Origin of the sequence: Demequina sp. NBRC 110056, from assembly GCF_002090155.1 — a bacterium.
Taxonomy (GTDB): domain Bacteria; phylum Actinomycetota; class Actinomycetes; order Actinomycetales; family Demequinaceae; genus Demequina.
The window spans coordinates 236,348-253,546 of the sequence record NZ_BBRM01000006.1; the positions used below are offsets into that span (position 1 = coordinate 236,348).

The 17,199-nt window shown below is 70.4% G+C and carries 13 protein-coding genes; 8 read left to right on the top strand and 5 right to left on the bottom strand.

Features of this window, described 5'->3' with window-relative positions:
* Positions 1-163: 163 nt before the first annotated feature.
* Positions 164-2,890 (top strand): bifunctional acetaldehyde-CoA/alcohol dehydrogenase, encoded by a 2,727-nt coding sequence (gene adhE / locus B7K25_RS11020; RefSeq protein ID WP_200807945.1) that lies wholly within the window; start codon positions 164-166, stop codon positions 2,888-2,890.
* A 188-nt stretch (positions 2,891-3,078) separates the two neighbouring features.
* On the opposite strand, the gene B7K25_RS11025 is transcribed toward adhE, so the two are convergent.
* From B7K25_RS11025 to B7K25_RS11040, 4 genes are all read right to left on the bottom strand, one after another.
* A complete protein-coding gene (locus tag B7K25_RS11025) occupies positions 3,079-4,212 on the bottom strand; it encodes a LacI family DNA-binding transcriptional regulator (RefSeq protein WP_234988200.1) in 1,134 nt (377 codons plus the stop codon).
* 11 nt (positions 4,213-4,223) lie between these two features.
* Positions 4,224-4,511 (bottom strand): hypothetical protein, encoded by a 288-nt coding sequence (locus B7K25_RS11030; protein ID WP_084106103.1) that lies wholly within the window; start codon positions 4,509-4,511, stop codon positions 4,224-4,226.
* A 175-nt stretch (positions 4,512-4,686) separates the two neighbouring features.
* Entirely contained in the window at positions 4,687-6,072 is a 1,386-nt protein-coding gene (locus B7K25_RS11035) for an FAD-binding oxidoreductase (RefSeq protein ID WP_200807946.1), read from the bottom strand.
* Positions 6,069-6,545 carry an Lrp/AsnC family transcriptional regulator gene (locus B7K25_RS11040; protein ID WP_084106105.1) on the bottom strand — a complete coding sequence of 159 codons (477 nt, stop codon included), beginning with the start codon at positions 6,543-6,545 and terminating at the stop codon, positions 6,069-6,071. Before B7K25_RS11040 ends, B7K25_RS11035 begins: the two co-directional genes overlap by 4 nt.
* Positions 6,546-6,801: 256 nt before the next feature.
* Here B7K25_RS11040 and B7K25_RS11045 point away from each other — a divergent pair, with 256 nt between their 5' ends.
* The 4 genes from B7K25_RS11045 to B7K25_RS11060 are packed head-to-tail and all read left to right on the top strand — an operon-like array spanning position 6,802 to position 10,807.
* Positions 6,802-7,989, top strand: a complete 1,188-nt coding sequence (locus B7K25_RS11045) for a spermidine/putrescine ABC transporter substrate-binding protein (RefSeq protein ID WP_084106220.1) — start codon at positions 6,802-6,804, stop codon at positions 7,987-7,989.
* Positions 7,976-9,124: an ABC transporter ATP-binding protein gene (locus tag B7K25_RS11050; protein WP_084106106.1), complete on the top strand. Its 1,149-nt coding sequence runs from the start codon at positions 7,976-7,978 to the stop codon at positions 9,122-9,124. The genes B7K25_RS11045 and B7K25_RS11050 overlap by 14 nt, the downstream gene beginning before the upstream one ends.
* 1 nt (position 9,125) lies before the next feature.
* Positions 9,126-9,989: an ABC transporter permease gene (locus B7K25_RS11055; protein ID WP_234988204.1), complete on the top strand. Its 864-nt coding sequence runs from the start codon at positions 9,126-9,128 to the stop codon at positions 9,987-9,989.
* Positions 9,989-10,807, top strand: coding sequence for an ABC transporter permease (locus B7K25_RS11060; RefSeq protein WP_084106107.1), 819 nt, complete (start codon positions 9,989-9,991; stop codon positions 10,805-10,807). The genes B7K25_RS11055 and B7K25_RS11060 overlap by 1 nt, the downstream gene beginning before the upstream one ends.
* 245 nt (positions 10,808-11,052) lie before the next feature.
* Here the strand turns inward: B7K25_RS11060 and B7K25_RS11065 are convergent, their stop codons facing one another.
* Entirely contained in the window at positions 11,053-12,453 is a 1,401-nt protein-coding gene (locus B7K25_RS11065; RefSeq protein WP_234988206.1) for an aspartate aminotransferase family protein, read from the bottom strand.
* A 134-nt stretch (positions 12,454-12,587) separates the two neighbouring features.
* Here B7K25_RS11065 and B7K25_RS11070 point away from each other — a divergent pair, with 134 nt between their 5' ends.
* From B7K25_RS11070 to gabT, 3 genes are all read left to right on the top strand, one after another.
* Complete coding sequence (locus B7K25_RS11070; protein WP_084106108.1) at positions 12,588-14,138, top strand: FAD-dependent oxidoreductase; 1,551 nt, start codon at positions 12,588-12,590, stop codon at positions 14,136-14,138.
* A 70-nt stretch (positions 14,139-14,208) separates the two neighbouring features.
* Positions 14,209-15,696, top strand: coding sequence for a CoA-acylating methylmalonate-semialdehyde dehydrogenase (locus tag B7K25_RS11075; protein WP_084106109.1), 1,488 nt, complete (start codon positions 14,209-14,211; stop codon positions 15,694-15,696).
* Between the two features lie 10 nt (positions 15,697-15,706).
* The gene (gabT, locus tag B7K25_RS11080; protein ID WP_084106110.1) at positions 15,707-17,095 is read left to right on the top strand and encodes a 4-aminobutyrate--2-oxoglutarate transaminase; all 1,389 of its coding nucleotides are present in this window, start codon (positions 15,707-15,709) and stop codon (positions 17,093-17,095) included.
* The last annotated feature ends 104 nt before the right edge of the window (positions 17,096-17,199 follow it).

The window sequence follows — 17,199 nt, forward strand, 5'->3', positions numbered from 1 at the left end:
TCGCCACGCAGACCCCTCGCCGCGCACACCCCTCGCTCAAGGTGCCCGGCCGCTGCGTGGGCCCTAGGTCCCCGGGACCTCGGCCTCAGGAACGGTGCCGCCGCCAGGCATACGGTCGAATCAGAGGCCACAGCAGTGGCCAGACCCAGAGGAGAGAACTGCCATGACCGCCACCGAGGCCGCCCCGGCCACCGTCACCGAGCCGTCCATCGCCGAGGAGATCGACCGCCTCGTCGCGAACGCGCAGAAGGCGCTCGACGCCTACTCGGCCTTCACGCAGGATGACGTCGACCTGCTCGTCAAGAAGGCCTCCGTCGCGGCCCTCAACCAGCACGGTGACCTCGCCGTCAAGGCGGTCGAGGAGACCGGCCGCGGCGTGTTCGAGGACAAGGCCGTGAAGAACATCTTCGCGTGCGAGCACGTCACCCACTCGATGGCCCCGATGAAGACCGTGGGCGTCATCAACGAGGACCCGATCCTCGGGATCACCGAGATCGCGGAGCCCGTCGGCGTCGTCTGCGGCGTCACCCCGGTCACCAACCCGACCTCGACCGCGATCTTCAAGTCGCTCGTCGCGCTCAAGACCCGCAACCCGATCATCTTCGCGTTCCACCCGAGCGCCCAGCAGTCGTCCGTCGCCGCCGCCCGCATCGTGCGCGACGCCGCGGTCGCCGCGGGCGCCCCCGAGAACTGCATCCAGTGGGTGGAGCACCCCTCGATCGAGGCGACCAACACCCTGATGAACCACGACGGCGTCGCGCTGATCCTCGCGACCGGCGGCAACGCGATGGTGAAGGCGGCCTACAGCTGCGGCAAGCCCGCGCTCGGCGTCGGCGCGGGCAACGTGCCCGCCTACGTCCACCAGTCGGCCAACCTCAAGCGCGCCGTCAACGACATCGTCATCTCGAAGGCGTTCGACAACGGCATGGTGTGCGCCTCCGAGCAGGCCGTGATCCTCGACGAGGTCATCTACGACGAGGCGCTCGCCGAGTTCGACCGCCTCCACGCCTACCGCGTGACCGCCGAGGAGAAGGCCAAGCTCGAGGAGTTCATCTTCGGCGTCACGGCCGACGGCGAGAACTGCGCCGGCGCCAAGCTCAACCCGAACGTCGTGGGCAAGTCCCCCCAGTGGATCGCCGAGCAGGCGGGCTTCGAGGTCCCCGAGGAGGTCTCGATCATCCTGGCCGAGGTCTCCGAGGTGGGCGAGTCCGAGCCGCTCACCCGCGAGAAGCTGTGCCCGGTGCTGGCCGTCCTCAAGGCCGAGTCCACCGAGCAGGGCCTGCTCATGGCCGAGCAGATGGTCGAGTTCCACGGCCTGGGCCACTCCGCCGCGATCCACGCGACCGACCAGGACCTCATCCAGGAGTTCGGCCGTCGCGTCAAGGCGATCCGCGTCATCACCAACTCGCCCTCGAGCCAGGGCGGGATCGGCGACATCTACAACGCCTTCCTGCCGTCGCTGACGCTCGGCTGCGGCTCCTACGGCCACAACTCGGTGAGCAACAACGTGACCGCAGTGAACCTCATCAACGTCAAGCGCATCGGCCGGAGGAACAACAACATGCAGTGGTTCAAGGTGCCGTCCAAGACGTACTTCGAGCCCAACGCGATCCAGTACCTGCGCGACATGGAGGGCGTCGAGCGCGTCACCATCATCACCGACGCGACCATGACCCGCATCGGCATCGTCGACAAGGTCCTCGACGTGCTGAACCGCCGCGGCAACAACGTGTCGGTGCAGATCATCGACAACGTCGAGCCCGAGCCGTCGGTCCAGACCGTCAAGAAGGGCGCCGAGGTGCTGCGCGCCTTCAAGCCCGACACCCTGATCGCGGTGGGCGGCGGCTCGCCGATGGACGCCGCGAAGGTGATGTGGCTGCTGTACGAGCACCCCGAGGTGGACTTCGCCGACCTCAAGGAGAAGTTCTTCGACGTCCGCAAGCGCGCCTTCCGCTTCCCGAAGCTGGGCGAGCTCGCCAAGTTGGTCTGCATCCCGACCACGTCGGGCACAGGCTCGGAGGTGACGCCGTTCGCGGTGATCTCCGACCCCGAGACCGGCCGCAAGTACCCGCTCGCCGACTACGCGCTCACGCCGACCGTCGCGATCACGGACCCCGTCCTGACCGCGCAGCTGCCGGCACGCGTCGCCGCCGACTCGGGCTTCGACGCCCTGACCCACGCCACCGAGGCCTACGTCTCCGTGTACGCGAACGACTTCACCGACGGCATGGCCCTGCAGGCCATCCGCCTGGTCTTCGAGAACATCGAGGAGTCGGTCACCGTGGGCGGCAAGGCGGAGAAGGCGCGCGAGAAGATGCACAACGCGGCGACCATCGCGGGCATGGCCTTCGGCAACGCCTTCCTGGGCCTGGTGCACGCGATGAGCCACGTCACCGGCTCGACGTTCCACGTCGCGCACGGTCGCACCAACGCCATCTACCTGCCGCACGTGATCCGCTACAACGGCAAGGTCCCGACCAAGCCCACCTCGTGGCCCAAGCAGGAGTCCTACGTGGCTCCCGAGCGCTACCAGGAGATCGCGAAGATGCTGGGCCTGCCCCACAGCACCCCGGACGAGGCGGTCGAGGCCTACGCGTCCGCCGTCGAGGAGCTGCGCGACAAGGTGGGCATCGAGCGGTCCTTCCAGCAGGTGGGCGTCGAGGAGGCGGACTTCATCGGCTCGCTCGACACCCTCGCCATGAACGCCTACGAGGACCAGTGCGCGCCCGCGAACCCGCGGCTGCCGATGCTGGCCGACATGAAGGTGATGATGGAGGCCGCGTACTACGGCGTCCGCTACGAGGACATCAGGAACCGTGCGGTGAAGGCGGAGGCCCCCGCGGCCAAGCCCGCCGCCAAGACCTCGCGCGCCAAGAAGGCCGCGAAGTAGGGCAGCGGCCCGGGCGACCCGCCCGGGCGCGCACCTCACCAGTCGTCGCCGGCCTTGGACACACCCGGCGCGAACGGGGCCCCGGTACTTCGGTGCCGGGGCTTTCCCGTGTCTGGTGGTCTGGCCCCTGTGCGGGACGTGGCTCGCGGTGCGCTCACGCGGGCACCGCGCTCAGCCGGGAACCGTCCTCAGGTGGTGCCGCGTGCGGCTGCGGTGCTGTCGCGCACGACGAGCTCCACCGGCACCGCGATGCGATGCTCACCGTCGGCCGCGGGGACGGGCCCGTCGTCCGACTCTCGCTGCGCGGCGATCGCGCTCACGAGCGCTTCGGCGGCGGCGCGGCCCTTCGCGCGGAAGTCCTGGCGGATGGTGGTCAGGCCGGGCGTGACGGCTCGCGCGATGGGGGCGTCGTCGAAGCCGACCACGGACAGTTCCGCGGGAACGGCGATCGACGCCTCCCGGGCGGCGCCGATGACGGCGGCGGCCATGTCGTCGGAGAAGCTCACGACACCGGTCGGCGCCGCGCCTCCGAGCAGCTCGCGTGCGCCGGGCAACGCGTGCGCCTCGTCGTTGTCTTCGATGGTCAACATGCGCGGCATGAGCCCGGCTGCGCTGATCGCCTCGACCGCGCCGGCTCGCCGCTCGTCGGCCACGGTGTTCACGAGACGAGCCGTCGGGTCATCCACCCACCCGGGTGCGCCGCTCGGGTCGATCGTGAAGATCGCGATGTCCGTGTGCCCGAGGTCGATGAGGTGCTGCGCCGCGAGGCGTCCACCCTCACGCTCATCGAGGCCGACGCGAGCGTAGCCGGGGAGCGCCTCGTTGTCGACGAATACGAGGGGCAGCCCGCGCCTGCGCAGCCACTCGACCGACTCCTGGCCCACGTCGCACGCGCACACCAGGGCACCGTCGATGGGCAGGTCGCGGGCGGCGAGGTGGTCGCCGGCGCGGGCGGCGGGGATGAGGGACACAGCGAGGCCGGTGGGGGCGAGCGTGTCGGCGACGGCGCCGAAGAAGGCCGCCGAGACGGGGTCGAGGAACGCCCCCTCGAGCGAGTCGGTGAGGACCACGCCGACGGCTCCGACGCTGCCACGGGCGAGGGCACGGGCGGCAGGATCCGGGCCGAGGTAGCCGAGCTCGGCCGCCGTCTCGAGGATCCGCTCGCGCAGGTCGGGGGAGAGCTGGTCGGGCTTGGAGAAGGCGTTGGAGACGGTCATGCGGCTCACGCCCACCGCCTCGGCGACGGTCTTGAGCGTCACGCGACCCATGCCCACGGCCTCCTCCGGCGCTCCGGCCGCGACGAGGTGCGTCACGGTCTCCATGTCGAGCCTCCTCAGGATAGGGGCGGCACGGGCGGCGACGCGCCGAGCCGCGAGCGGTGTCGCGTCGCTCGTCGCGGCGCCTGCCTCATGTCTGGAGCGCCGATGCGCACGGCGGTGGCGACGTCGGCCTCGGCGCCAGCCGTTCGAGCCGTTGGCACGAGCGCGCGGAGGGCGTCCTCGGTGCAGGGGGCAAGCCGCCAGGGTCGATCGGTGGAGTGTGATTCCGGGGTGTTGAGCCCGCTGCGCGCCAGCCTGCGGGTGGGGATGATGCCGGCGATGCCGAGCTGCACGGTGTCCATGGCGCCTCCTCGCGGCCGAGCCTGCGGCGGATCCGCGGGGCCCTCAACCGATCTATACCGGTACAGTAACTCCGCCATCTGTACCGGTCAAGAGGGGCGCCGTGGCGCCACGGGGTGGGATCGGTCGCCGCCGGTCAGCGCGCGCCCGTGCGTGCCCGCGCCTCAGCTCCCGCCGTCAGTGCCCGCCGGTGAGGGGAGCCATGGCGCGCGCGAGCAGCGAGGATCGCCGGGTGAGCCGCTCCTCGCCGTCGGCGAGCCGCATGGTCGTCAGCCCGGCGTTGACGCCGAGCCAGCGCAGCGGCTCGGGCTCCCAGGCGTGTGAGCGGTGACCGACCCACGGGAGCGCGGTGAGCTCGGTGTCCTGCCCCAGGATGAGGTCGCGCAGCGTCCGGCCGGCGAGGTTCGTGGTGGTGACGCCGTCGCCCACGTAGCCGCCCGCCCAGGCGAGGCCCGTGTCGCTGTCGAGGCCGACCGAGGCCTCCCAGTCCCGAGCGATCCCCAGGGCGCCGCCCCAGCGGTGGGTGATGCGCGCATCGGCGAGGCTGGGGAAGAGCTCGACGAGGGTGTCCTGGAGGAGCCGGAACACCGTGGCGTCGGAGTCGAACCGCGGGTGCGTCGCCGAGCCGAAGTGGTACGGCGCGCCGCGCCCGCCGAAGACCATGCGCCCGTCCGCGGTGCGCTGGCCGTAGATGATGAGGTGGCGGTAGTCGCTGAACGTCTCGCGTTCCGCGAGGCCGATGCGCTCCCAGACCTGGTCGGACAGTGGCTCGGTGGCGATCATCAGCGAGTACACCGGGGCGACGGCGCGCTCGTAGCCGGGCAGCCCGGCCGTGTAGCCCTCGGTCGCGCGCACGACGACGTCGGCGGTGACGGTTCCTCCCGGCGTCGTCACGCGGTGGGGCTCGAGGGCGGTGACCTCGGTGCCCTCGTACAGCGTGACTCCCGCGTCCTGGACGCCGCGGGCGAGGGCGCGCGCGAGGGCGGCGGGATGGATGGCGGCGCAGTCCGGCGTGTACGTGCCGCCGAGCACGTCGGTGGCGGCGAGCCGCGCCCGCGCCTGGTCGGCGTCGAGGAGCCTGACCTGCTCCTCGCCCAGCCCGAGCGCGTGCTCTCCCGCGACGTCGGCGCGTGCGCGCTCGAGCTGCACGGGCGTGCGCGCGAGCGTGACGGTCCCGCCCTTGGCGATGAGGTGGCCGACGCCCAGCTCGCGGCCGCGTGCGACCACCTCGTCGACGGAGGCCCGCATGGCGGCGTCTTGGGCGAGGGCCGCCTCGGGTCCGTGGTCGTGGGCGACGGACGCGAGCGACATGGGCAGCAGCGCGGAGGCCCAGCCGCCGTTGCGCCCCGAGGCGCCGAACCCCGCGAACTCCTTCTCGAGGACGACGATGCTCAGGTCAGGGCGTGCCTGGGCGAGATACCAGGCCGTCCACAGCCCGGTGTAGCCGGCGCCGACGATAGCGACGTCCGCGGTGACGTCCCGCGACAGGGGCGCGGCCGGCTCGAGGCCGGCGAGGGACTCGGGCAGCGTCGCGAGCCACAGTGACGGTGGCGGCGCCGTCACCTCACCCCCCACGAGTACGTCTGCTTGCGCAGCTCGAGGTAGACGAAGGTCTCGGTGGTCAGCACGCCGGGGATGGTGCGGATGGAGCCGCTGACGAGGTCGAGAAGATGGCGGTCGGACTCGCAGACGATCTCCACGAGGATGTCGAAGGTGCCGGCCGTGATGACGACGTAGTCGACAGCCTCGAGGGCCTCGAGGGCCGCCGCGACGGGCTCGGGCGGTCCGGTCACCTTGACCCCGACCATCGCCTGGCGTGCGAAACCCAGCTCCATGGGGTTGGTCACGCCGATGATCTGCAGCACCCCGGCGTCGAGGAGGCGCTGGACGCGGGCGCGCACGGCGGCCTCCGACAGGCCGACGACCTTGCCGATGGCCGCGTAGGACGTGCGGCCGTCCTGCTGCAGCTGCTCGACGATCACCTTGTTGACCTCGTCGAGGGGGACGATGCTCTTGGACGTCTCGGCGGAGCTCATGCGTGTGAGTGTGGTCTGCGAGCGCGGCCAGGTCAACTGCTGACGGGGCGGACACGCCACGGTTTCATTACGTAGATGTAACATTTCACGCTGGATTCGTGGTCTGGAGCAGGAATCACCACTCAAACCCTCGCGGCGCACACGATTTCGTGCCAGTATCACCAACACGTCCTGCAGCCGCAGGGTGACCTATCCGCGAGAGGTGGCGCGGGCCGCGAGGTTCGCCGTCGCCGACGAGAGCCACGAGGAAGCCGCCATGTCTGAGGTCACGCCGCCGGGAGAGAACACCAAGAAGGGCGTGTCGCGCCGCGGGTTCATCGTGGGAGGTGCCGCGGGACTCGCGGGCATCGCCGCCGCCTACTACCTCACGCGAGGCAACGGCGGTCCAGGCGGCACGCTCGAGGGCTGCGTCACGACGGACCTGTCCGACACCGAGGCCCGCCTTGCGGTCTCGAACTGGCCGGAGTACATCGACGAGGACGACGGCGACGTGCTGTCGACGCTCAGCCTGTTCATGCAGCAGAGCGGCATCGACGTCACGTACACGCCGGACGTCAACGACAACGTCGAGTTCTTCACGAAGGTGCGCAACCAGCTGGGAGCCTGCCAGCCCACCGGCCGCGACCTCTTCGTGCTCACCGACTGGATGGCGGCACGCATGATCGAGGCGGGCTGGATCCAGCAGCTCACCAAGGCCAACGTCCCCAACCTCGACGCGAACCTGATCTCGTCGCTCGAGGGCCCCGGCTGGGACCCGAACCGCGACTACTCGGCGCCGTGGCAGTCGGGCTTCACCGGCATCGCGTACAACAAGTCGCTCGTCGGCGAGGTGCGCACCATGGACGAGCTGCTCACCCGCGAGGACCTCAAGGGCCGCGTGACGATGCTCACCGAGATGCGCGACACCATGGGCCTGCTCATGCTCTCCAACGGCGCGGATCCGTCGAACTTCTCCGACTCCGACTGGTCGGCCGCGCTCGACAAGCTGTCGAAGGCGCGCACGGACGGCCAGATCCGCGCCTTCACGGGCAACGAGTACATCAACGATCTCGCCGCCGGCAACATCGCGGCGTGCGTCGCCTGGTCCGGGGACGTCGCCGCAGCCGAGGACGAGAACCTCGTGTTCCTCCCGCCGGAGGAGGGCATGATGATCTGGTCGGACAACATGCTCGTGCCGGTGCAGGGCACCCACAAGGCGAACGCCGAGAAGTGGATCAACCACTACTACGACCCCAAGATCGCCGCCCAGCTCGCCGCCTACGTCTGGTACGTCTGCCCCGTCGAGGGCGCGCGCGAGGAGATGGAGTCGATCGACCCGTCGCTCGTGGACAACCCGCTGATCTTCCCGACGGAGGAGTACCTCGCGTCGACCCACGGCTTCATGGCTCTCGACGAGTCCACCGCGCAGGGCTACGAGCAGGACTTCTCGGATGTCATTGGCTGACGGTCGCACTCGCGACCTCCGCCTGGCGGGGCTGCACAAGCAGTACCCGAACGGCTTCGCCGCGGTCCAGTCCCTCGACCTCGAGATTCCGCAGGGATCGTTCTTCGCGCTGCTGGGCCCCTCGGGCTGCGGCAAGACCACGACGCTGCGGATGGTCGCCGGGCTGGAGGTGCCGACCGCCGGCACGATCCACATCGGTGACCAGGACATCACCCACGAGAAGCCGTACAAGCGCCCCGTCAACACCGTGTTCCAGAACTACGCGCTGTTCCCGCACCTGACGATCGCGGAGAACGTCGAGTTCGGCCCGCGTCGTCGGGGCGAGAAGGACGTCTCCGCGCAGGCGAAGGAGATCCTCGAGCTCACCGAGCTGACCGAGCAGGCGTCCAAGAAGCCGGCGCAGCTGTCGGGTGGGCAGCAGCAGCGCGTCGCCCTCGCGCGCGCGCTCATCAACCGGCCCGAGGTGCTGCTCCTCGACGAGCCGCTGGGGGCGCTCGACCTCAAGCTCCGCCGCGCGATGCAGATCGAGCTCAAGCGCATCCAGGAGGAGGTGGGCCTCACCTTCGTGCACGTCACGCACGACCAGGAGGAGGCCATGACGATGGCGGACACCGTGGCCGTCATGAACCTCGGCGTCATCGAGCAGATGGGCACCCCCTACGAGCTCTACACGAACCCGCGCACCACCTTCGTCGCGAACTTCCTGGGCCGCTCGAACCTCATCAAGGGCACCGTGCTGGGCAGGGAAGGCTCGGGGGCCGATGCGGTCGTCAAGGTCGACATGCACGGCACCGTCGTCACGATCAGCGCGGCGCGCGTGCACACCGAGTCGTCCGAGGGCTGGGTGGGCATCCGTCCCGAGAAGGTGCTGATCCAGCCGGAGGGCACGCCCATTGACGCGCCCGGCGACCACTTCTCGGGCGCGGTCGTGACCGGCTCGAGCTACATCGGCGTCTCCACGGAGTACGAGCTGCTCATGCCGTGGGGCCAGGAGATCACCTGCTTCGAGCAGAACACCGGACGCCGCGGCGGCCTCGTGCCCGTCGGCACGCGCGTGGACGTGTCGTGGAGGCCCGAGTTCGCGTTCCTCCTCGACTCGTCGCAGGACGCCGAGGCCGGGATCCAGGAGACCTGAGGTGGCGGCCCTGCAGCGCGCCCTCGGCCGCAACTCCGCCTACCTCCTCGTAGGCCCGGCGGCACTGTGGCTCGGGATCTTCTTCGTGATCCCGATGATCTCGCTGCTCACGACGTCGCTGTCCGATCCCGCGGGATCGCCGATCTACGGCTACAGCATGACGTGGCGCTTCGAGAACTACGTCGACGTGGTCGCCGACTACTGGCCGTACCTGGTGCGCTCGTTCGTCTACGCGGGCATCGCGACGGTCCTGTGCCTCATCCTCGGCTACACCCTCGCCTACGCCATCGCCTTCAAGGCGGGGCGGTTCAAGACCCTCATGCTCGTGCTCGTGGTGGCGCCGTTCTTCACGTCGTTCCTGGTGCGCACCCTGTCCTGGAAGCTCATCCTCGCGGACAACGGGTGGCTCGTGGAGACCCTCAAGACGCTGCACCTCATGCCGGAGGACGGCCGCCTGCTGGCCACGCCTATCGCGGTCGTCGCGGGCCTCACCTACAACTTCCTGCCGTTCATGATCTTGCCGCTGTATGCGAGCCTCGAGAAGATCGACCCCAAGCTCAACGAGGCCGCTGCGGACCTGTACGCGAACCCCTTCAAGCGCTTCTGGAACGTCGTGTGGCCGTTGTCGCTGCCGGGCGTCGTGGGCGGCACGCTGCTGACCTTCATCCCGGCCTCTGGCGACTACATCAACGCCTCGCTCCTGGGCAACCCGAACACCCAGATGGTCGGCAACCGCATCCAGTCGCTGTTCACCACGGGCAGCGACTACCCGCACGCGGCGGCGCTGTCGGTCATCCTCATGGTGCTGATCGTGGTGATGGTGATGGTCTACGTGCGCCGCGCGGGGACGGAGGACCTGCTGTGATGACCCGCCTCGGCCACTGGATCGGCAAGCACCTGGTGCTCGCGCTCGGCGCGCTCGTGCTGCTGTACATGTACATCCCCAACTTCATCGTCGCGCTCATGTCGTTCAACGACGCGTCCGCGTCGCGCAACCTGTACTCGTTCCAGTCCTTCACGTGGGACAACTGGCTCAACCCGTGCGAGCCCCTCGGCATGTGCGAGTCGCTGCGCGTGAGCATCAGCATCGGCCTCATCGCGACGCTCGTCGCGACGGTGCTGGGTACGCTCGCGGCCTTCGCGCTCGTGCGTCACCGCTTCGAGGGTCGCAGCACGATGAACCTGCTGGTGTTCCTGCCGATGGCGACCCCCGAGATCGTCATGGGCTCGTCGCTCCTGGCGCTGTTCGTCGCCGCTGGGATGGGCGGCCGGCTCGGCTTCGGGACCATCCTCATCGCCCACATCCTGTTCTGCCTGTCGTTCGTGGTCGTCACGGTGCGGTCGCGCCTGTCGGGGCTCGACTCGAACCTCGAGAAGGCCGCGATGGACCTCTACGCCAACGAGTGGCAGACGTTCTGGCGGGTGACGTTCCCGCTGGTGTTCCCCGGCATCCTCGCCGCGGCGCTGCTGAGCTTCTCGCTGTCGTTCGACGACTTCATCATCACCAACCTCAACTCGGGTCAGACGGTGACGTTCCCCATGTTCGTGTGGGGTGCGGCGCAGCGCGGCGTGCCGATGCAGGTCAATGTCATCGGCACCGTGATGTTCCTCGCGGCGCTCGCGATCGTCATCATCGGCGAGGTGGGCGCGAGCCGGCGCCGCAAGCTCCTCGCCAGCCGCTGACTCCGCCCGCTTCCGCGAGCGAAGTGGGCCCTCCTGGTGCAGCGGCGCGCGTTGGTGTGCGAGTTGGGCCCTACTGATGCACGTGGGCGCCTTGGCGCGCGAGTGGGGCCCTACGGGTGCAGCGGCACGCCCTGGTGTGCGAAGTGGGCCCCACTGGTGCCTGGAGGCGTCTTGATGAGCGAGAAGGGCCCAACCCGCGTGAGAGGGGCCGGGGCGCCGATGCGCGCGCCGGGTCGGTCGGCGTCCTACAGCTTCGCGTAGGCCTCCGTGAGGACCGCGCGCAGGATCCGGGCGATCTCGTCGAAGTGCTCCTGTCCGAGGATCAGCGGCGGCGCCAGCTGGATGACGGGGTCGCCGCGGTCGTCGGCGCGGCAGTACAGGCCGGCCTCGAACAGCGCGGGGGACAGGAACCCGTACAGGACCCGCTCGCACTCCTCGGCGGAGAACGACTCCTTGGTCGCCTTGTCCTTGACCAGCTCGATCCCGTAGAAGTACCCGTCGCCGCGGACGTCACCCACGATGGGCAGGTCCGTCAGGGTGTCGAGCGCGGCACGGAAGTCGCCCTCGGTGTCCTTCACGTGGCCCAGCACGTCCTCCTCGTCGAACAGCGCGAGGTTGCGCAGCGCGACCGCCGTGGACACCGGGTGACCGCCGAAGGTGTAGCCGTGGGCGAATGCGACCTCCTGCTCGAGGAACGGCTCCATGAGGCGGTCATCGATCAGGACGGCGCCCAGCGGCGAGTAGCCGGAGGTGAGGCCCTTCGCGGAGGTGATCATGTCCGGCTGATAGCCGTACCGCTCGGCGCCGAACATCTCGCCGAGGCGCCCGTACGCGCAGATGACCTCGTCCGACACGAGCAGCACGTCGTACTGGTCGCAGATCTCCCGCACGCGCGGCCAGTAGCCCGGGGGAGGCGTGAAGCATCCTCCGGCGTTCTGCACGGGCTCGAGGAACACGGCCGCCACGGAGTCGGGCCCCTCGTTCTCGATCGCGACCGCGATCTGGTCCGCGGCCCATCGCCCGAACGCCTCGGGGTCGGAGCCGTCGAGCAGCCCGCCCGTGAGCTCAGAGGCGCGGTAGAGGTTCGTGTTGGGCACCCTGAAGGTGGACGGCACGAGCGGCTCGAACTGCTGCTTGAGCTCGGGGATTCCCGTGATCGACAGGGCTCCCTGGGTGGTGCCGTGGTACGCGACGGCGCGCGAGATCACCTTGTGCTTCATGGGCTTGCCGGTGAGCTTGAAGTAGTTCTTCGCGAGCTTCCACGCGGTCTCCACGGCCTCGCCGCCGCCCGATGTGAAGAACACACGGTTCAGCGATCCCGGGGCCAGGGTGGCGAGCCTGTCCGCGAGCTCGATCGCCGTGGGGTGCGCGTAGGACCAGAGGGGGTGGAAGGCGAGCGTCGACGCTTGGGCGGCCGCCGCCTCGGCGAGCTCGGTGCGGCCGTGCCCCAGCTGGTTGACGAACAGGCCCGCAAGGCCGTCCAGGTAGCGCTTGCCGTGAGCGTCGTAGATGTACGCGCCCTCGCCGCGCACGATCACCGGGACGTCGTGGTCACGGTAGCGGTGGTGCTGGGTGAAGTGCATCCACAGGTGGTCCTTGGCGGCACGCTGCGCGTCCTGATAGTCCATGTCGGCATTGTCGCGCATGGCCCCTCGCGCCGCAACTGATCCGTCTGTAGTATGGCTCCTAGACAACGAAAAACGCTGTTTCGGCCGTGTTTCTACAACAGAAACCGTGGCAGTATGGCGATGTTGGCGCTTGCACCAGAGAGGGGAGCCACGTGGTCGCGACGGTCTTCGAGCGGCTCGCGCCGCCCGAGGCGGACGTCCGCGCCGCGCTCGCCCCCGCAGTACCGGGCTCCGGGTGGATGGCCGGGGTCGAGGCGCCGTCGTTCCCACCGCTGACCGAGGACGTCTCGGCCGATCTCGTGATCGTCGGCGCGGGGTACAGCGGCCTGTGGACCGCGATCCTCGCGAAGGAGCGCGACCCCCACCGCAGCGTCGTCGTCCTCGAGGGGGCGCGGATCGGCTGGGCGGCGTCCGGCCGCAACGGCGGGTTCTGCGAGCCGAGCCTCACGCACGGTCACGAGAACGGGCTCGCGCGCTGGCCCGACGAGATCGCGACGCTGGAGGCCATGGGCCGCGCGAACCTCGACGAGATCGAGAGCACCGTCGAGCGCTACGGCATGGACGCGCACTTCGAGCGCACCGGCTCGCTGACGGTGGCCGTCGAGCCCCACCAGCTCGCCTGGCTCGGCGAGGGCGCGCTGGACGCGGCTCAGGTGCGAACGCGGGTTGACTCGCCCACCTACCTCGGGGGCGAGCTCGACCCCGACTCCGCGCTCGTCCATCCCTACCGGTTGGCCGTCGAGCTCGCGCGCGTGGCGACCGAGCTGGGGGTCGTGATCCACGAGCGCACACCGGTCGAGCGCATCGGCGCTCACGAGGTGATCGCGCGGCCGCGGCACGCCCCGGGCGGCGCCACACGGCGCGGCCGGCCGCGTCCCGTCGCGCCCGCGCCCGGCGCAGGCGGATCTCCCGCCGGGCAACCGCTCACCGAGCGCTCGGGCGCCGCGCGATCGAGCACCGCACGTTCAGAGACGTCACGGTCCGGCTCAGGGGCTGCCAGCACGGTCACCGTCCGTGCCGGACGCATCGCGCTCGCGACCAACGCCTTCCGCTCCCTGCTGCGGCGCAACGCCCTCATGACGGTGCCGGTCTACGACTACGTGCTGATGACCGAGCCGCTGACCGACGCGCAGCTGGCGAGCGTCGGCTGGGAGGGCCGCGAGGGCGTGGGCGACATGGCCAACCAGTTCCACTACTACCGGCTGACGCGCGACAACCGGATCCTGTTCGGCGGCTACGACGCGATCTACCACGCGGGTGGCCGGGTGCGGCGAGCGCACGAGGACCGGCCCGCGTCTTACGAGCGTCTCGCCGCGCACTTCCTCACCACGTTCCCGCAGCTGACCGGCATCCGCTTCGCGCACCGCTGGGCCGGAGCGATCGACACCTGCACGCGCTTCAGCGCCTTCTTCGGCACCGCGCATGGCGGCTCGGTCGCGTACGCGCTCGGCTACACGGGCCTGGGCGTGGGCGCTACGAGGTTCGGCGCGAACGTCATGCTGGACCTGCTCGACGGCGTCGACAGCCCGCGGACCCGGCTTGCCATGGTGCGCGAGCGCCCCACGCCGTTCCCGCCCGAGCCGCTCGCCTCCGCCGCGATCAACCTCACCCGCCGATCGCTGGACCGCGCCGACCACCGCGAGGGCCGCCGCGACCCGTTCCTGCGGACCTTGGACCGGTTCGGCCTGGGGTTCGACTCGTGAGCGGCCGCGACGTGCCGCACACTGGCCACGAGGGGCGCCGTCGCCCCGCACTCACCCGAGAGGACGCTGCATGAGGACCATCGAGCACCACGTCGGAGGCGCGGCCGTCGGCCCCGCCGCGCGCCACGGAGCAGTCCACAACCCCGCGACGGGCGAGCAGTCGGCCCAGGTCGCCTTCGCGAGCACCGCGGACGTGGACGCGGTGGTGTCCGCGGGGTCCGAGGCCCAGCGGGCATGGGCGGCGACGGGGCTCGTGAAGCGCGCCTCGGTGATGTTCCGCATGCGCGAGCTGCTGGTCGCGCACGCCGACGAGCTCGCCGCGATCATCACCTCCGAGCACGGCAAGGTGCTGTCCGACGCGCTCGGCGAGGTGTCGCGAGGCATCGAGAACGTCGAGTTCGCTGCGGGGCTCGTGCAGCACCTCAAGGGCGAGCACTCGACCGAGGTTGCGGGCGGGGTGGACGTCCACACGCTCAAGCAGCCGGTGGGCGTCGTCGCCGCCATCACCCCCTTCAACTTCCCGGCCATGGTGCCGCTGTGGATGAGCGCATCGGCGCTCGCGACGGGCAACGCGGTCGTGCTCAAGCCCAGCGAGAAGGATCCCTCCGCGTCGATGCTGCTCGCGCGGCTGTGGGAGGAGGCGGGCGTGCCGCCCGGCGTCCTCAACGTCGTGCACGGTGACAAGGAGGCGGTGGACGCGCTGCTCGAGCACCCCGGCATCGGCGCCGTGAGCTTCGTGGGCTCGACCCCGATCGCGCGGTCGATCTACACGCGGGCGGCGGCGGCCGGCAAGCGCGTGCAGGCGCTCGGCGGAGCGAAGAACCACATGATCGTCATGCCCGACGCCGACCTCGACGCGGCCGCCGACGCCGCGGTGAGCGCGGCGTACGGCTCGGCCGGCGAACGCTGCATGGCGATCTCGGTGCTCGTCGTCGTGGGCGACGCGACGGCCGATGCGCTGGTCGCCAAGGTCGCCGAGCGCGCCCGGGCGCTCGTCATCGGCGACGGCACGGACGAGTCCTCGCAGATGGGCCCCCTGATCACGGCGGAGCACCGGGAGAGGGTCGCGTCCTACGTCACGGGCGCTTCTTCAGAGGGCGGCGAGGTGGTGGTCGACGGCACGGCGACGTCCTTCGACGGCGGCGGCTACTTCCTGGGCGCGAGCCTGGTCGACCGCGTCGCGCCCACGATGAAGGTCTACACCGACGAGATCTTCGGCCCCGTGCTGTCCGTGGTGCGCGCGGAGACCTACGAGGAGGCCGTGCGCCTCGTCAACGCGAACGCGTACGCGAACGGCACGGCGATCTTCACGCGCGACGGCGGCACGGCCCGACGCTTCACCCACGACATCCAGGTGGGGATGGTCGGGATCAACGTGCCGCTGCCCGTGCCCATCGGCGCCTACTCCTTCGGCGGCTGGAAGGACTCGCTGTTCGGCGACAGCCACATCTACGGCCCCGAGTCCATCCACTTCTACACGCGGTCCAAGGTCGTGACCACGCGCTGGCCCGATCCTGAGGACTCGCAGATCGACCTCGGCTTCCCGTCGAACCACTAGGAGAGCAGCGATGACCATCGACGCGACGGACACCGCCGCCGGCGAGGCCCCCGAGGACGGGGTGAGCACGGCTGGCGGCCCCGGCCTCCCGCAGGAGCGGCGCCTCGTCACCGAGATCCCCGGGCCCCGGTCGCGCGAGCTGCTCGAGCGCAAGGCCGCGGCCGTCGCGCGCGGAGTCGGGCACACCGCGCCCATCGCCGCGGTCGCCGCGGGTGGCGGCGTGGTGGTCGACGCGGACGGCAACTCGCTCATCGACCTCGGCTCGGGCATCGCGGTCACGGGCGTGGGCAACGCCCATCCTGCGGTGGTCGCGGCCGTGAGCGCGCAGGCTGCCCAGTTCACCCACACGTGCTTCATGGTGTCCCCGTACGAGGGCTACGTGGCGGTCGCCGAGCGACTGAACGCGCTCACTCCCGGCGACCACGAGAAGCGCTCGGCGCTGTTCAACTCGGGTGCCGAGGCCGTCGAGAACGCGGTGAAGATCGCCCGCAAGCACACGGGCAGGCAGGCCGTCGTCGCCTTCGACCACGCCTATCACGGGCGCACGAGCCTCACGATGGCGCTCACCGCCAAGTCGATGCCGTACAAGAGCGGGTTCGGGCCGTTCTCTCCCGAGATCTACCGCGCACCGGTGTCGTACCCGCTGCGCGACGGCCTCGACGGGGCACAGGCCGCGGCCCGCGCGATCGGCGTGATCGAGAAGCAGGTGGGCGCGGACAACCTTGCGGCTGTGATCATCGAGCCGGTCCTCGGCGAGGGTGGGTTCATCGTCCCGGCCGAGGGCTTCCTCCCGGCGCTCGCCGCGTGGTGCGCGGAGCAGGGCGTGGTGTTCATCGCCGACGAGGTCCAGACGGGCTTCGCGCGCACCGGCGCGATGTTCGCGTGCGAGCACGAGGGCGTGGTGCCCGACCTCATCGTCACCGCCAAGGGCATCGCAGGCGGGCTGCCGCTGTCGGCCGTCACTGGCCGCGCCGAGGTCATGGACGCCGCCCACGTCGGTGGGCTCGGAGGCACGTACGGCGGGAACCCGCTCGCGTGCGCGGCGGCGCTCGCGGCCATGGACGTGTACGAGAGCGAGCGGCTGTCGGAGGCCGCCCAGAGCATCGGCGCCGTCATCACCGAACGGATGAGCGCACTGCAGGCGGCCGATGCGCGGGTGGGGGAGGTGCGCGGCCGCGGGGCCATGATGGCGGTCGAGCTGGTGGACGCGGCGACGGGCGAGCCCGACGCGGCACTTGCCGGAACGGTCGCCAGGGCCGCGATCGCCGCCGGCGTCATCGTGCTCACGTGCGGCACCTACGGCAACGTGCTGCGGTTCCTCCCGCCGCTGACCATCCCCGAGCACCTGCTGGTCGAGGGGCTCGACGTCGTCGCGGTAGCGCTGCGGGAGGCGCCGTGAGCGCCTCTGCCGCGACCGTGCGAATGATCGCCCCGCGGCCCTCGTCGGGGGCGTCCTGGGGTCATCGCGCATCGACCGTGCGTGCCGCCTCCGAGCACGGACTC

What these genes read in the sequence shown, in the direction of transcription:
- adhE (WP_200807945.1), top strand. Translation starts at nt 164, where the DNA reads ATGACCGCCACCGAGGCCGCCCCGGCCACCGTCACCGAGCCGTCCATC.
- B7K25_RS11025 (WP_234988200.1), bottom strand. Translation starts at nt 4,212, where the DNA reads ATGGAGACCGTGACGCACCTCGTCGCGGCCGGAGCGCCGGAGGAGGCC.
- B7K25_RS11030 (WP_084106103.1), bottom strand. Translation starts at nt 4,511, where the DNA reads ATGGACACCGTGCAGCTCGGCATCGCCGGCATCATCCCCACCCGCAGG.
- B7K25_RS11040 (WP_084106105.1), bottom strand. Translation starts at nt 6,545, where the DNA reads ATGAGCTCCGCCGAGACGTCCAAGAGCATCGTCCCCCTCGACGAGGTC.
- B7K25_RS11045 (WP_084106220.1), top strand. Translation starts at nt 6,802, where the DNA reads ATGTCTGAGGTCACGCCGCCGGGAGAGAACACCAAGAAGGGCGTGTCG.
- B7K25_RS11050 (WP_084106106.1), top strand. Translation starts at nt 7,976, where the DNA reads ATGTCATTGGCTGACGGTCGCACTCGCGACCTCCGCCTGGCGGGGCTG.
- B7K25_RS11060 (WP_084106107.1), top strand. Translation starts at nt 9,989, where the DNA reads ATGACCCGCCTCGGCCACTGGATCGGCAAGCACCTGGTGCTCGCGCTC.
- B7K25_RS11065 (WP_234988206.1), bottom strand. Translation starts at nt 12,453, where the DNA reads ATGCGCGACAATGCCGACATGGACTATCAGGACGCGCAGCGTGCCGCC.
- B7K25_RS11075 (WP_084106109.1), top strand. Translation starts at nt 14,209, where the DNA reads ATGAGGACCATCGAGCACCACGTCGGAGGCGCGGCCGTCGGCCCCGCC.
- gabT (WP_084106110.1), top strand. Translation starts at nt 15,707, where the DNA reads ATGACCATCGACGCGACGGACACCGCCGCCGGCGAGGCCCCCGAGGAC.